Source organism: Rhodococcus sp. NPDC059179, assembly GCF_042754885.1.
Taxonomy (GTDB): domain Bacteria; phylum Actinomycetota; class Actinomycetes; order Mycobacteriales; family Mycobacteriaceae; genus Rhodococcus_G.
The window spans coordinates 426,083-440,478 of the sequence record NZ_JBHZBV010000003.1 but is presented as its reverse complement, the minus strand read 5'-3'; the positions used below and the strand labels follow the sequence as shown (position 1 = coordinate 440,478).

Below are 14,396 nucleotides of genomic sequence, written 5' to 3'. Positions count from 1 at the left end.
CACTCTCACAAGGACTTGACGATGACACACGACTACGACGGCATCGGTTCCATCGAGGACCTGCAGCAGGAAGCGCGCGAGCGGGCGGGGTACGACGACTTCGGCGGTGACGGCTACCTCGAGGGGTTGAGGGTTCTGCTCGACTCGTTCGAGCGGGAGGCCGACCTCACGCCGCATGGGAAGGTGATCGCGCGCAAGATGATCACCGGTGCTCTCGCGGGGCGGTTGACCAGTGAGGCCGGGTTCGCGAAATACCCCGAGCACGTCGACGTTCCGGTCGAGCGTCCGATCTTCGTGGTCGGGTTGACGCGGACCGGTAGCACCGCGCTGCACCGTCTGCTCGGCGCTGACCCGGCGCACCAGGGTGCCGAGATGTGGCTGGCCGAGACGCCGCAGCCGCGTCCCGCTCGAGACAAGTGGTCGGAGAACGCGGACTACCGGCGCTCCGACGCCTTCTATCGAGCCCGGCAGGCGAACGAGGCGGACCTGATGAAGGTGCACTTCATGGGAGCGGAGGAGGTCGAGGAGTGTTGGCGTCTGCTGCAGCAGACCATGCTCTCGACCGCGTTCGAGACCATCGCGTACGTGCCGAGCTACACCAGGTGGCTGGCGGAGCAGGACTGGACCGAGACGTACGCGCGACACAAGAAGAACCTGCAGTTGATCGGGCTGCACGACTCGGACCGGCGGTGGGTGCTCAAGAGTCCCAGCCACGTCTTCGCGCTCGACGAGATCATGTCGGTCTACCCGGACGCGTTGTTCGTTCGCACCTTCCGCGACCCGCTGACGTCGATGGCCTCCACCTTCAGCCTGGCGGAGCAGGGCGGGCACGACATGTCGAAGGCCTTCGACCGGCCGGCCATCGGGCGCACCCAGCTCGACCTGTGGGCGCGCGGCAACGCGCACTTCAACAGTGCGCGTGTCCGTTACAACCCGGATCAGTTCATCGACGTCGACTACAAGGACTTCATCTCCGATGCGGTCGGCACTGTCGAGAAGATCTACTCGCAGTTCGCCCTGCCCTTCACGGACGCGGCTCGTGCCGCGGTGGAGGAGTCGCACCAGGCCAGCCTCGCCGAGCACCGCCGTCCGTCGCACCGTTACTCGCTCGAGGAGTTCGGCGTGACGGCCGCCGACGTCGAGGCGAAGTTCGCCGCCACCGTCTGAACGTTCGAAACATCTACGAGCACAGGGATACTGATATGAACGCTACTTGGGAAAAGTTCTGCACAGATCTGCTCGAGGTCGGGAAGGTGCTGGAGGACGAGATCGTCCCCCAGGATCCGCTGACGCAGGCCGAGGGCGTCCGCTACCTGAGCCGACTGCTCCGCTACGCCACGATCAACTGCGTCGAGTACACCGACCCGCGGTGGCCGCAGTTCACGTCGGCGCCGAACCCCAACATGATGACCAAGGTCGGCGCCGACAATCCGGACAACATCTACATGCGCGCCAACATCTCCGGGAAGTACAGCTACCGGATCATCGGCAGTCGGGGCACGGTCCCGCTGATCACCTTCGGTTCACGCGTCAATCGGTACCACATCGACGGCACCATGCTGCAGACCGGCGACCTGCACATCCACGATCTCGAGGTGGACGAGAACGGCCGCTTCGAGTTCATCGCGAGCGTGGACAAGCCCGCGGAGGGTGCCTGGCTGCCGTTGGCGCCGGATAGCAACCTCATCTCCGTCCGGCAGACCCACGAGGACCGCCGCAACGAGGTCGTCGGTGATCTGTCGATCGAGTGCCTCGACCCGGAAGGGGATTTCGAGCCGCTGAGCCCGGAGGAGCTGGGCGTGCGCCTCGCCAAGTCCGTCGGGATCGTGAAGGGCATGGCGGACACCTTCCTCGAGTGGTCCCGCGACTTCATGCCGCAGCCCAACGAGATCTTCGACCGCGGCCAGGAGCAGTTCCAGAAGGCCGGCGGCGATCCGACGATCTTCTACCTGCACGGGTACTGGAAGCTCGCCGAGGACGAGGCGTGGGTCATCGAGACCGAGGTCCCGAACTGTGAGTACTTCAACTTCGTGCTGCAGAACTTCTGGGTGGAGTCGCTCGACTACAACCGGACCAACATCTACATCAACAACCACACCGCGAAGCGCAATGACGACGGCACCCTGACGATCGTGGTGGCGGCGAAGGATCCGGGCTACGGCAACTGGATCAACACCGATTCGCACACCCAGGGGACGTGGGCGATGCGCTGGATCAAGGCGGACTCGCACCCGATTCCGACGGCGAAGGTCGTGAAACTGTGAGTTCGCCCCGATGAAGTGGTCGCTGCCTGCGGCGAGGATCGACGCTATGGCATCGACTTCACCAATGCGCGTGACCGTCTGGCGGCGATCCGGCGTTTCTCGGACGAGGTTTTTCCGGTACGAGGCGCCAGCGAAGGGTGTTCGCTGTCGAAACTCCGGAAGTTTCACATGGGTTCACCGATTAGTCATCTATTCGATGGGGGTCGGGTGTGTCCGATTGTGATCCGGGGGTGAAATTCCGCACCGACCGGCGAATGCGAAAAGGTGCCTGCCCTGGGCGACCAGGGCAGGCACCTGGAGAATTCGGCGTGTGCGCGATTCCTAGGAGGAGCTGCCGAACAGGTCGCCGAGCGATCCGCCGAGTGAACCGGCGGGTTCGGGGTCGTTCAGGGCGAAGTCCGTGGTGCAGCCGTTGAAGGTCACCGCGTCGACCAGGGTGGACGTCGCCGCAGTGCCGGTGCCGATGCTGACGCCATAGTGCTCGACGGTGGCGTTCGGGTTTGCCTCGGAGATCACGTCGAGCTCGACCGGCACCCGGCCCGGGGCACCGTCGATGTTCTGGGTGCTCCACCACTTGCCGTTCTGCAGGCCCGTGTGCATGCCGCCCGCGGCGGTGTCCACGGCATCATTGCCCGCGGCTACCCAGACCAGGGTGGTGAAGCCGTTCTCGAATTTGCCGCCGGTGGTGCCCAGCAATCGGACCTGGACCGACGCCCTCGAGGTCGGAGCCTTCTCGGCGAAGCTGATCTCCTGGTTCAGGATGTCGGCGAGCTTGACGCCGCCCGCCGCGTGGTACCACGCGGAGCGGTCGGCAGTGTCCGTGACTTCGAGCTTCAATGACCCGTTCTCGTCCAGCACGTTGTCGGCCGTGTAGGCGGCCTCCTGCCCCTTCTCGTCGTCGAAGGGGATGCCCCAACCGGCGGGGGTGGCCTCGGTGGAGAGGGGTGCACAGGCTGGTGCGTCGGAGGACCCGGCAGACCCGGACGAGCTCCCGGCAGATCCGGTTGGGAACGCGTTGGCGAATGTCGGGGTGATCAGCGCGGCGGCGCCGACGAGGGCGGCCGCACTGGCGGCGCGACGGAATGCAGACTTCGACATATACAAGACCTTTCGGAATCGACTGGAGAAGTGCAGACCAACAGGTTGCTTTTGCACGCTAGCATTGGTCGGCCGATTCAGTAGGGAGTCGATCGGGTCGAAATATCAACGATGCACGACCCCGCGGGGTGAATTGGTGACCTCGAATTCCCGCACAGCATTTGCTGAATCATTGCGGGAGCCTCGAAAAGCGGCGCCCGGCCACCCGTTCAAGGTGGGCCGGGCGCGACCATCCGCCAGAACGGGAGGCCTCAGAAATACCACGGGTAGGGCGACCAGTCCGGTTCGCGCTTCTCCAGGAACGAGTCCCGGCCCTCGACTGCCTCGTCGGTCATGTATGCCATCCGGGTCGCCTCGCCCGCGAACAGCTGCTGGCCGACCAGGCCGTCGTCCTGAAGGTTGAACGCGTACTTGAGCATCCGCTGGGCCTGCGGGGACTTGCCGTTGATCTTCGCAGCCCACTCGATCGCGACGTCCTCGAGTTCGGCGTGGTCGACGACCTTGTTCACCGCGCCCATCTGGTGCATCTGCTCGGCGGTGTACGTGTCGCCGAGGAAGAAGATCTCGCGGGCGAACTTCTGCCCGACCATCTTGGCGAGGTAGGCGCTGCCGTAGCCGCCGTCGAAGCTGCCGACGTCGGCGTCGGTCTGCTTGAACCGCGCGTGCTCGCGGCTGGCCAGGGTCAGGTCGCACACCACGTGCAGGGAGTGCCCGCCGCCCGCGGCCCAGCCGTTGACGAGGCAGATCACCACCTTCGGCATGAACCGGATCAGGCGCTGCACCTCGAGGATGTGCAGCCGGCCCGCACGCGCCTTGTCCACGGTGTCGGCGGTCTCGCCCACGCGGCCGGTGGCCGCATCCCGCTCCGTGTACTGGTAGCCGCTGCGTCCGCGGATGCGCTGGTCGCCACCCGAGCAGAACGCCCAGCCGCCGTCCTTGGGGCTGGGGCCGTTGCCGGTCAGCAGCACCGCGCCCACGTCGGCGGTCATCCGGGCGTGGTCGAGCGCGGCGTACAGCTCGTCGACGGTGTGCGGCCGGAACGCGTTGCGCACCTCGGGACGGTTGAAGGCGACGCGGACGGTGCCCTGCGTGATGTGCCGGTGATAGGTGATATCGGTGAGGTTCTCGAACCCGGGAACCGGACGCCACAGCTGCGGATTGAAGGTCACGATCGCCAAGGATATGCCCCGCGCCGCACGGGTCGCCGAAGGGCCGCACGACCCCGCTCGGCGGGTGCGAGGATGACCGCATGCTTCCCGCTCACCGCCAGGGTGCCTACCGGATCCGGTTCGACTGGGGTCCGGCGGGCGCCGCGGCCCTGGTGCCGGACTGTGATGTCGCGGTGGTCGTCGACGTGCTGTCCTTCACCACGACGCTGACCGTCGCGTTGGACGTGGGTGCGACCGTCTACCCGTACCGCTGGGATCCCGACTCAGCGGCCGACTACGCCGCCGAGCGCGAGGCGACGGTGGCGGTCGGCCGATCACGAGCCCTGCCGGGCGATGTGAGCCTCTCGCCCGGCTCGGTGCGCGCCGCCGCGAACCTCGACCGGCTCGTGCTGCCCTCGCCGAACGGGTCCGCGCTGTGCTTCGGGCTCGCGGATGCCGGGGTCGACGTGGTGGGGGCCTCACTGCGAAACGCCGCCGCGGTGGTGGGCTGGCTGTCGCGGCGCGCGGCGCCGGGTGCCCCGCTCCGCGTCGCGGTGATCGCCGCGGGGGAGCGCTGGCCGGACGGGTCGCTTCGGCCTGCGCTGGAGGATCTGTGGGGAGCAGGCGCGGTGCTCGCCGGGCTGGGAGCAATCGGCGGCGCAGGCGCGTCGCCCGAGGCCCGCGCCGCGGCGGAGGCCTTCGCCGCGGCCGAACCGGATCTGCCGGCGCGGCTGCGAGACTGCGCGAGCGGCCGGGAACTCGTCGCGAAGGGGTTCGCGGACGACGTGGAGATCGCGGCCGAGGTCGACACCAGTGCCGTTGTCCCGCTGCTGCGGGGCGAGGCGTTCGAGGATGCGGCAGCGTCATGATCGGAGGAACAGCATGACCAACGCCGCGCCGCTGCCCCCGCTGGACGAAGTGCGTGCGGGGGCCACCGTGGTGAGCCTTCCGATGCGAGTCCGGTTCCGCGGCATCACCACTCGCGAGGTGCTGCTCCTGCGCGGGCCCGCCGGCTTCGGCGAGTTCGCACCCTTCCCCGAGTACGCAGACGCCGAGGCCGCGGCCTGGCTGCGCTCGGCGATCGAGGCCGCGTGGCTGGGTCCGCCCGCGCCGCTGCGCGCCATGGTGCCGATCAACGCGACGGTGCCCGCGGCCCCGGCGGCGCGGGTGCCCGAGATCCTGTCCCGGTTCCCTGGTGCGCGGACGGCGAAGGTCAAGGTCGCCGAGAGGGGCCAGTCGCTCGCCGATGACCTGGCCCGGGTCGCCGCGGTCCGCGAGCACATCGAGCATGTGCGGGTCGACGCGAACGGCGGCTGGAGCGTCGACGAGGCGCAGCAGGCTCTGCTGGCGCTGTCCTCGGACGGGCCGCTGCAGTACGCGGAACAGCCGTGCGCCTCCGTCCCCGAACTGGTCGAATTGCGCAGGCGCCTCGCCGATCACGCGACGGCGACCGGAGGGGTGCGGGTGCCGATCGCCGCGGACGAGAGCATCCGGCGGGCCGAGGACCCGATGCGGGTCGTGCGCGCGGGCGGGGCGGACGTGGCGGTGGTGAAGGTCGCGCCCCTCGGCGGCATGCGGGCTCTGCTGCGGCTCGCAGGGGAGCTGGCCGGGCACGGGGTGCCGGTGGTGGTCTCGAGTGCCCTGGATTCAGCGGTCGGGATGGGGGCCGGGCTGGCGGCGGCCGCCGCGCTGCCCGACCTCGAGTACGCCTGCGGGCTCGGCACCGGCGGCCTGTTCGAGGCGGACGTCGCGGCGCCGCGCGAGGTGGTGAACGGGTCCATGTCGGCGTCGACGGTCGCGCCGGATCCCGCGCGGGTGGCCGCCCTGCTGGCCGCGCCGGAACGGACACAGTGGTGGCTGGCACGGCTCGCCCGGTGTCATGGACTGCTCGATGGATGCTGAGTAATCCCGGTGGGCTCCGCGTCGTATAGGGTCGGGCCTCGATATTCAAGTCAACATCGGAGGCATTGAAAGTGGTTGCAGCACTGAATGACACCCTGCTCGACCCGTCCCGGCTGCCCGCCGTGGTCGCGGACGTGCAGGATCTCATCGACGCCGAGGTCTCGGACAAGAAGGGCGCCTCGGGCCTGGCAGTCAAGGGCGGCTACGGCGCGGTGAAGAAGGTCGGACCGTCGATCGTGCCGGACGCCGTCGAGGGCCTGCTGCCGGGATTCATCTCCCGCCTCGAGCCGTTCTGGCAGGACTTCGGCGCGGCAGGCGGAGCCGGATTCGGCGACTTCCTCAGCGCGCGTAGCGATCAGGTCGCGGACGCGCTGCTCGGGGTGACCGACGAGAAGATCGAGGGCACCGACAAGGGCGCGATCAAGAAGGTCTACGCGACCATGCGTCCCTCGGCGAAGAAGAACGTCATCGAGGCGCTGCCGCGACTCGGTGCGCTCGTCGAGAAGCACGCGAGCTAAGCAGCTTCGCCGCCCGTGCGTGGATAACGGGTCTATGGACCCGCTATCCACGCACAGGTGCGTCAGCGCCAGTATCCGGTGAACGAGATGTCGGACTTGGGGAACTTCCGCTCGTTCACCAGGTGCCTGCGCAGCCCGGTGGCCAGTTCGGACTCGCCCGCGAGGAACGAGTAGGACGGACCCGACGGCAACTCCGCCCGCTGCACCGTCTCGAGCGCGAGCGCGCCGGGGCGCGCCGTTGGATCGGTGCGCACCAACCACTGCAGATTCACCCCCGCGGGGATCGCGACGTCCTGCGCGTCGTCCGGGTGCGCGATCTCCACGAACACCTCGGCGCGCAGATAGGCAGGAGCCGAGCCCAGGATCCCGACGATCGCGGGCAGCGCACTCTCGTCACCGACGATCAACTGCCACTGTGCTTCTGGCGTCGGGTTGTAGATCAGTCCTTCGTCCAGCAGCGCCATCTCGTCGCCAGGAGACACCGAGTTCGCCCAGTCCGACGCGGCCCCGCCGCCGTGCGAGGCGAAGTCGATGTCCAGTTCCGGCACGTCCATGCCGAACAGGGAATCCTCGGCACGCCTGAAGGCTCGCACCGTGTAGTTGCGCTGTTCCGGACGCGTGGCCTTCGGTATCGCGAGGAACTGGGCGTACCAGAGCATGCTGGTCGCGCTCGGCAGTCGCAGCTCGCTCTGGCCCGCCTGCGGGAAGAACATCCGGAACCAATGGTCGAAGCCCATCGGCGTGAAGCCTGCGAGCTCCTCCCCGCCGACGGTGACGCGAACGAAGTTCGGGCTGATCTGCTTGCTCCCGAGCACCCGCGCCCGGATGAACTCGCGGTGCTCGGGCTTGATGAACTTGCTGCGCTTGGCCATGGTCTCGTTCCTCGCGGGTCGGTTAGCTCAGGCAATCCTAACTGACGGTGTGGCCGGACCGCCGCCCGTCGGGAGGCGGCCGTCTGACACCCTTGATCCGTGAACCCGTCCACAGCCCAGGCCACCGCCGTCGTCGACGAATTGATCCGCGGCGGGGTACTCGATGTGGTGCTCTGCCCGGGCTCGCGCAACGCGCCGTTGGCCTTCGCCCTGCAGGCCGCCGACACTGCCGGGCGGATGCGGCTGCACATGCGGATCGACGAGCGCACCGCCGGATTCCTCGCGGTCGGCCTCGCCATCGGCAGCGGCCGCCCGGTGCCGATCGTGATGACCTCCGGCACCGCCGTGGCGAACCTCGGTCCCGCGGTGCTGGAGGCGAACTATGCCCGGGTCCCGCTCGTGGTGCTCAGCGCGAACCGGCCCTACGAGCTGCTCGGCACCGGGGCCAACCAGACCATCGAGCAGCTCGGCCTGTTCGGCAGCCAGGTACGGGCGACCATCAGCCTCGGCCTCGCCGAGGACGGCAGCGCTGAAGGGTCGCTCCGCGGGCTCCGCGCCAGTGACCAGAACAGCCAGTGGCGCTCGGCGGTGTGCCGGGTACTCGCGGCGGCCAGGGGTGCGCGGTCGGGCAACGCGGGACCCGTGCACTTCGACGTGCCGCTGCGGGAGCCGCTGGTGCCGGACGTGCACGTCCAGGGCCCGGTGCACGAGGGGCGCCCCGACGGCGCCCCCTGGACGACCACCGCGCACGCAACCCTCGACGTACCGCTCGAGCTGGACCTGACGCCGGACACCGTGGTGATCTCCGGCCATGGCAGCGGTCACCGGCCGGAACTCGCGGGCCTGCCGACCGTCGCCGAGCCGACCGCGCCCCTGCACGGGCTGCCGCTGCATCCACTGGCACTGCCCCAGCTCAAGCCCCGCCAGGCGGTGATCACCGGCAGGCCGACGCTGCACCGCCCGGTGGCCAAGCTGCTCGCCGACCCCCGGGTGTCGGTGTTCGCGCTCACCACCGGCCCGCGCTGGCCCGACGTGTCCGGCAACGTGCTGGCCACCGGCACCCGCGCCGTCACCTCCGGCGCCCCGGAACAGGCCTGGCTCGACCGTTGCAGGCATCTGACGGAACATGCGGACAAGGCTGTGCGGCAACAGCTCTCGGCGCACCCGAAGCCGACCGGGCTGCACGTGGCCAAGGTCGTGATGGACTCGCTGTGCGACGGCGACCAGCTGCTGCTCGGTGCCTCGAACCCGGTCCGGGACGCGGCGCTCGTCAGCTATCCGCGGCCGGGCGTGAGGGTGCTGTCGAACCGCGGCGTCGCGGGCATCGACGGGACCGTGTCCACGGCGGTCGGCGCGGCGATGGCCGCCCCGGGCGCGGACACCCGCACCCTCGCGCTGATGGGCGACCTGACCTTCCTGCACGACGCCTCCGGCCTGCTGATCGGCACCGGCGAGCCGAGGCCGCGGGACCTGACGATCGTGGTGGCCAACGACGACGGCGGCGGCATCTTCGAGCTGCTCGAGCAGGGCGACCCGCAGTACGCGGGCGTCTTCGAGCGGGTGTTCGGCACCCCGCACGGGATGGACCTGGCCGCGCTCTGCGCCGCCTACCGGGTCGAGCACCGCGCGGTGAACCCCGAGCAGTTGGCGGTGGCGCTGACCGAGCCGAACACCGCGGGCATCCGGGTCCTCGAGGTCGCAACCGAACGATCCGGACTGCGGGAGCTGCACGCCGCGGTGCGGGCGCAGCTGTGACGCCGAAGGCCGCCGGACGGGTCCGGCGCGGAATCCTGGCCGCCGCGATCGGCCTCTCGGTGCTCGCCGTGCTGCTGGTGGTCGCGGCCTGGCGCAACGACCTGACGATCGAATCCGACAAGGGTGTGGCCACCGCCGAGGTGCTCTCGGCTGGTGCGTTGCGCTCGGCGATCAGCTTCGTCACGCCGGACGGTGTCACGAAGAACCCGCGGCTGGGCGTGCTGTACCCGACCGAGCTGACCGTCGGCCAGCGGATCGACGTTGAGTACGCCAAGTCCGATCCCGATCTGGTCCGGGTGTCCGGCCGCGACGTCCGGGTTGCGCTGATCCCGGCCGGTTCCGTGATCGCGGTGACGTGGCTGCTCGCGTTGCCGGCCTTGTGGCTGGTCCGGCGGCGCACGGTCGCTGCCTGAGCCGGTAGCCGAGGTTTCGCCGGAACTTTGCCGGCGCGACACCTGCGCCGCCCCGTCCCGGCCAGCGCGGCGCGGACACTGGTGTGGTGCGAGTAGCCATCGTCGCGGAGTCGTTCCTGCCGAACATGAACGGGGTCACCCACTCGGTGATCCGGGTTCTCGAGCACCTCCGGCGCCACGGACACCAGGCGCTGCTCGTCGCCCCCGACACCGTCGCAGGCAGGCCTGCCGCGCCAACCGAGCACGACGGATTCCCCGTGCACCGCGTGCCAGCCGTGATGATTCCGAGGATCAGCTCCCTGCCGGTCGGACTTCCGCAGCCGGGGATCACCTCGGCGCTGCGTTCCTTCGACCCGGACGTGGTGCACCTCGCGTCGCCGTTCGTGCTCGGCGCGGGCGGGCTGGCGGCGGCGAACCGGCTGGACGTGCCGGCCGTCGCGGTCTACCAGACCGATGTCGCCGGCTTCGCGGAGAGCTACGGGCTGGGACTGACGAGCAGGGCGGCGTGGCGATGGACCCGACGCCTGCACCGCGGCGCCGCCCGCACCCTCGCCCCGTCGACCGCGGCGGCCCTGGCGCTCGAATCGCGGGGTGTGCCACGGGTGTTCCGCTGGGCCCGAGGCGTGGACACCACCCGGTTCGCGCCCTCCCGACGCAGCGCCGCGCTGCGGGCGAGCTGGTGCGATGGCGACCGGCTGGTGGTCGGGTTCGTGGGACGGCTGGCACCGGAGAAACACGTCGAGCGACTGGCCGCGCTGGCCGCCGACTCCGGCCTGCAACTGGTGATCGTCGGCGACGGTCCCGAGCGGGCGCGCTTGCAGCGGTTGCTGCCGTCTGCCGTGTTCACCGGGCAGCTCGGGGGCGACGAGCTGGCCCGCGCCTACGCGAGCCTCGACCTGTTCGTGCACCCGGGCGAGCACGAGACCTTCTGCCAGGCGGTGCAGGAGGCGTTGGCGAGTGGGGTCCCGGTGATCGGCCCGGATGCGGGCGGCCCCCGCGACCTCGTCGGGCACTGCAGCAACGGGTACCTGCTGCCGGTCGAGCGCTTCGAGGAGCTGTTGCCCGGTGCCGTGATCGCGCTGCGGGACCGGGCCACCCGCGCCCGGTTCGGGGCGTCCGCCCGGCGGTCGGTGCTCCACCGCACCTGGCCGTCGGTGTGCGGCGAGCTGCTCGACCACTACGCGGACGTGACGGGGGCGTGCGATGTCCACGGGCGGCGCTCGGCCTGAGCGGGTTGCCCGTGAACTGGGCGCAAGGTGCCGGACGCGCGCCTGTACCGTCAACGGTGTGGCAACAACACACGGCTCGAGGGCGTCGCTGGAGAAGGATCCGCACGAGGTGGCGTCGATGTTCGACGGCGTCGCCAAGCGCTACGACCTCACCAACACGGTGCTCTCGTTCGGTCAGGATCGCAGTTGGCGCAAGGCGACCCGCGCGGCGCTCGACCTGAAGCCGGGGGAGCGGGTGCTCGACCTCGCGGCGGGCACCGGGGTCTCCACCGTCGAGCTCGGCAGGTCCGGCGCCTGGGTGGTGGCCACCGACTTCTCCAAGGGCATGCTGCACGCGGGCGCGCAGCGACGGGTGCCGATGGTCGCGGGCGACGCGATGGCCCTGCCGTACGCGGATTCGGTGTTCGACGCCGCGACCATCTCCTTCGGGCTGCGCAACGTCTCCGACTTCGAGGCGGGTCTGCGGGAGATCGCCCGCGTGACCAAGCCGGGCGGGCGCCTGGTGGTCAGCGAGTTCTCCACGCCGACCTTCGGCCCGTTCCGCACGATCTACATGGAGTACCTGATGAAGGCGCTGCCGATGGTGGCGCGCGCGGTGAGCAGCAACCCCGACGCCTACGTGTACCTCGCGGAGTCGATCCGGGCCTGGCCGACCCAGCAGGAGTTGGCGGTCAAGATCGAGGCGGCCGGCTGGAAGAACGTGAAGTGGCGCAACCTGACCGGCGGCGTCGTCGCGTTGCACCGCGCGCAGCGATAGCGACCGCGCGCGGGGTCTACGGGTACCGTGAACCCACAGGGGACCGTGGGATGAGAGTGGCCGTTCGATGGTGCTCGCCGTGCGGGGCAAGGCCGGAAACCTGCCCCTCGAGCTGACCAGTTTCGTCGGCCGTCGCCGCGAGGTGACCGAGGCGAGGCGGCTGCTTTCTGTCTCGCGCCTGGTGACGTTGACCGGGATCGGCGGGGTCGGCAAGACCCGGCTCGCGCTGCGGGTGGCCGCGGATTCTCGGCGCGCATTCGACGACGGTGTCTGGCTCGTCGAACTCGGTGAGGTCCAGGACCCAACGCTGGTGGCGGACACGGTGGCCGCGGCACTCGGACTGCGGGACCAGCCCGCTCACACCCTGGCCGACGTGCTGGTGGAGCATCTCGCCGCCCGCCACCTGCTGCTGGTGTTGGACAACTGCGAGCACCTGGTCGATGACGTCGCGGCATTGGCGGAGGCGCTGCTCAGGTCCTGCCCCGAGCTGCGAATCCTCGCCGCGAGCCGCGAAGCCCTCGGCATCGGCGGAGAGGCGGTGCTGCGGGTGCCGCCGCTGACGGTCCCCGACACCGAGCGAACGCCGTCGCTACAGGGCCTTCCCCGGTACGACGCGGTGGTGCTGTTCACCGAACGGGCCGCGGCCGCGGTTCCCGAGTTCACCCTCACCGAGGGCAACCGGCACGCGGTCGCCGGGATCTGCAATCGGCTGGACGGTCTGCCGCTGCCGATCGAGCTGGCCGCGGTGCGATTGCGCGCGATGTCCGCCGAACAGGTTCTGCAGCGGCTGACGGACCGCTTTCGGTTGCTGACCCTGGGCAGCCGGGGCGCGCCGACCCGCCAGCAGACGTTGCGGTCCAGCATCGAATGGAGCCACGACCTGTGTTCGGATCGGGAACAGGAGTTGTGGGCCCGGCTGTCGGTGTTTGCCGGTGGGTTCGAGTTCGACGCGGCGGAGGGGATCTGCGCCGGGAATCTGACGCCGGACGACCTGCTCGATGTGCTGGCGTCGTTGGTCGACAAGTCGATCTTGATCCGCGAGGAGCCGGACGCGGTGGTGCGGTTCCGGTTGCTGGAGACCCTCCGCGACTACGGCAGGGAGAAGCTCCGGGAATCCGGTGACGAAGACGTCGTGCATCGGCGGCACCGCGACTGGTACGCGCGGCTGGCACGGCAAGCCGAGGTCGAGTGGGTCGGGCCCTGCCAGGCTGCATGGATCGCCCGGCTGGAGCGGGAACAGCCGAACCTGCGTGATGCGCTGCAGTTCAGTCTGACTGCGCCGGGCGACGCCGAGGCCGACGTCTGCCTGCGGATGGTCAATTCCCTCTACCTGTTCTGGAACTGCCGCGGCCTGGTCGGTGAGGGGCGGCGCTGGCTGGACCGAGCTCTGGCGCGGTCGCGCGGTCGGCGGACGGCGGACCGGGTGTTCGCGCTGTTCGGGGACAGCGTGATGGCGGGCTTACAGGGCGAACTCGATGCCTGCGCCACCGCGGTGGTGGAGTGCAGCGCCCTGGCCGACGAATTGGGCGATCCCGTGGTGCTGGCCGCAGCCGGGTACGCGACCGGCTTCTTGTCACTGTTCAGGGGCGATCTCGCGGGCGCGGAAGGTTCGTTCGAGGATGCCCTGGAGAGGAGCAGGCCAACGGGAGAACTGCTGCGGCCGATCGGAGGGCTGCTCGGGTTGGCGGTCGCCACCGGACTGCTCGGCAACGAGGCTCGGGCCGTCGCCTGCCACGAGCAGGTTCTCGCCATCACCGAACCGCGCGGTGAGTCCTACTACCGCGCGTACTCGCTCTGGGGGCTCGGGCTGGCGGCGCTGCATCAGGGCGACCCGGGGCGGGCAGCCGCGCTGATAGCGCAGGGACTGCGCCTGATCCGGCAGGTCCATGACCCGATCATCGCCACCTGGTGCCTGGAGGCGATGGCGTGGATCGCGGCGGTCGAGAACGCGCCAGAACGCGCCGCCGTCCTGTTGGGCGCGGCCGACGCGCTGGCGAAGTCGGTGGGGAGCGCTGCCGTCACCCTGCCGAACCTGCTCGCCCACCACGCGAAATGCGAGCAACGGGCGCGCGCGGCCCTCGGGGACCGGGAGTTCGAGGAGGGGTTCGGCAGGGGCGCGCGGAGGGGCTTCGACGACGCGGTGGCATACGCGCTCGGGGAACGGAGCCCCGACGCGACGCAGACCGAGGTGGAGGCGGTGAGCCTGACCCGGCGTGAACTGCAGGTCGCCGACCTGGTCGCGCAGGGCCTCACCAACAGGGCGATCGCCGCGAAGCTGGTCATCTCGCCGCGGACGGCCCAGGGGCACGTCGAGCACGTCCTGGAGAAGCTGGGGTTCAACTCGCGGACACAGATCGCCGCCTGGTTTGTCGAGCGAACGCGGGGTCGGGCTCCGGAAAATCAGGTCGGATCCGACCAGAAACAGGGTTCCTGACCAGAA

At 69.8% G+C, this 14,396-nt stretch carries 13 protein-coding genes; 10 read left to right on the top strand and 3 right to left on the bottom strand.

The annotated features are described in order from the left end of the window. Positions 1 to 21: 21 nt before the first annotated feature. Entirely contained in the window at positions 22 to 1,167 is a 1,146-nt protein-coding gene (locus ACFXMV_RS10180) for a sulfotransferase family protein (protein ID WP_378502942.1), read from the top strand. A gap of 35 nt (positions 1,168 to 1,202) precedes the next feature. Further along, on the top strand, positions 1,203 to 2,264 hold the full coding sequence (locus ACFXMV_RS10175; protein ID WP_378499159.1) for a DUF1214 domain-containing protein: 1,062 nt from the start codon (positions 1,203 to 1,205) through the stop codon (positions 2,262 to 2,264). Between the two features lie 321 nt (positions 2,265 to 2,585). On the opposite strand, the gene ACFXMV_RS10170 is transcribed toward ACFXMV_RS10175, so the two are convergent. After that, positions 2,586 to 3,362 carry a hypothetical protein gene (locus ACFXMV_RS10170; RefSeq protein WP_378499158.1) on the bottom strand — a complete coding sequence of 259 codons (777 nt, stop codon included), beginning with the start codon at positions 3,360 to 3,362 and terminating at the stop codon, positions 2,586 to 2,588. A gap of 251 nt (positions 3,363 to 3,613) precedes the next feature. Further along, complete coding sequence (locus ACFXMV_RS10165; RefSeq protein ID WP_378499157.1) at positions 3,614 to 4,531, bottom strand: 1,4-dihydroxy-2-naphthoyl-CoA synthase; 918 nt, start codon at positions 4,529 to 4,531, stop codon at positions 3,614 to 3,616. A gap of 80 nt (positions 4,532 to 4,611) precedes the next feature. Here ACFXMV_RS10165 and ACFXMV_RS10160 point away from each other — a divergent pair, with 80 nt between their 5' ends. The 3 genes from ACFXMV_RS10160 (at position 4,612) to ACFXMV_RS10150 (ending at position 6,930) form a co-directional block, all read left to right on the top strand. Further along, on the top strand, positions 4,612 to 5,379 hold the full coding sequence (locus ACFXMV_RS10160) for a 2-phosphosulfolactate phosphatase (RefSeq protein ID WP_378499156.1): 768 nt from the start codon (positions 4,612 to 4,614) through the stop codon (positions 5,377 to 5,379). Between the two features lie 13 nt (positions 5,380 to 5,392). Continuing rightward, positions 5,393 to 6,412 carry an o-succinylbenzoate synthase gene (locus tag ACFXMV_RS10155; protein WP_378499155.1) on the top strand — a complete coding sequence of 340 codons (1,020 nt, stop codon included), beginning with the start codon at positions 5,393 to 5,395 and terminating at the stop codon, positions 6,410 to 6,412. Positions 6,413 to 6,483: 71 nt separating this feature from the next. After that, on the top strand, positions 6,484 to 6,930 hold the full coding sequence (locus ACFXMV_RS10150) for a DUF6918 family protein (protein WP_378499154.1): 447 nt from the start codon (positions 6,484 to 6,486) through the stop codon (positions 6,928 to 6,930). Positions 6,931 to 6,992: 62 nt separating this feature from the next. Here ACFXMV_RS10150 and ACFXMV_RS10145 read toward each other — a convergent pair whose 3' ends face one another. Next, entirely contained in the window at positions 6,993 to 7,802 is an 810-nt protein-coding gene (locus ACFXMV_RS10145) for a siderophore-interacting protein (protein WP_378499153.1), read from the bottom strand. A 99-nt stretch (positions 7,803 to 7,901) separates the two neighbouring features. Between ACFXMV_RS10145 and menD the strand changes: the two genes are divergently transcribed. The 5 genes from menD to ACFXMV_RS10120 all read left to right on the top strand — a co-directional run bounded on the left by menD (position 7,902) and on the right by ACFXMV_RS10120 (position 14,390). Continuing rightward, positions 7,902 to 9,557 carry a 2-succinyl-5-enolpyruvyl-6-hydroxy-3-cyclohexene-1-carboxylic-acid synthase gene (gene menD / locus ACFXMV_RS10140; protein ID WP_378499152.1) on the top strand — a complete coding sequence of 552 codons (1,656 nt, stop codon included), beginning with the start codon at positions 7,902 to 7,904 and terminating at the stop codon, positions 9,555 to 9,557. Next, complete coding sequence (locus ACFXMV_RS10135) at positions 9,554 to 9,970, top strand: DUF3592 domain-containing protein (protein WP_378499151.1); 417 nt, start codon at positions 9,554 to 9,556, stop codon at positions 9,968 to 9,970. Before menD ends, ACFXMV_RS10135 begins: the two co-directional genes overlap by 4 nt. 86 nt (positions 9,971 to 10,056) lie before the next feature. Then, positions 10,057 to 11,199 (top strand): glycosyltransferase family 4 protein, encoded by a 1,143-nt coding sequence (locus ACFXMV_RS10130; protein WP_378502941.1) that lies wholly within the window; start codon positions 10,057 to 10,059, stop codon positions 11,197 to 11,199. A gap of 58 nt (positions 11,200 to 11,257) precedes the next feature. Beyond that, positions 11,258 to 11,956, top strand: a complete 699-nt coding sequence (locus ACFXMV_RS10125; RefSeq protein ID WP_378500280.1) for a demethylmenaquinone methyltransferase — start codon at positions 11,258 to 11,260, stop codon at positions 11,954 to 11,956. A gap of 67 nt (positions 11,957 to 12,023) precedes the next feature. Next, a complete protein-coding gene (locus ACFXMV_RS10120; protein WP_378500281.1) occupies positions 12,024 to 14,390 on the top strand; it encodes an ATP-binding protein in 2,367 nt (788 codons plus the stop codon). The last annotated feature ends 6 nt before the right edge of the window (positions 14,391 to 14,396 follow it).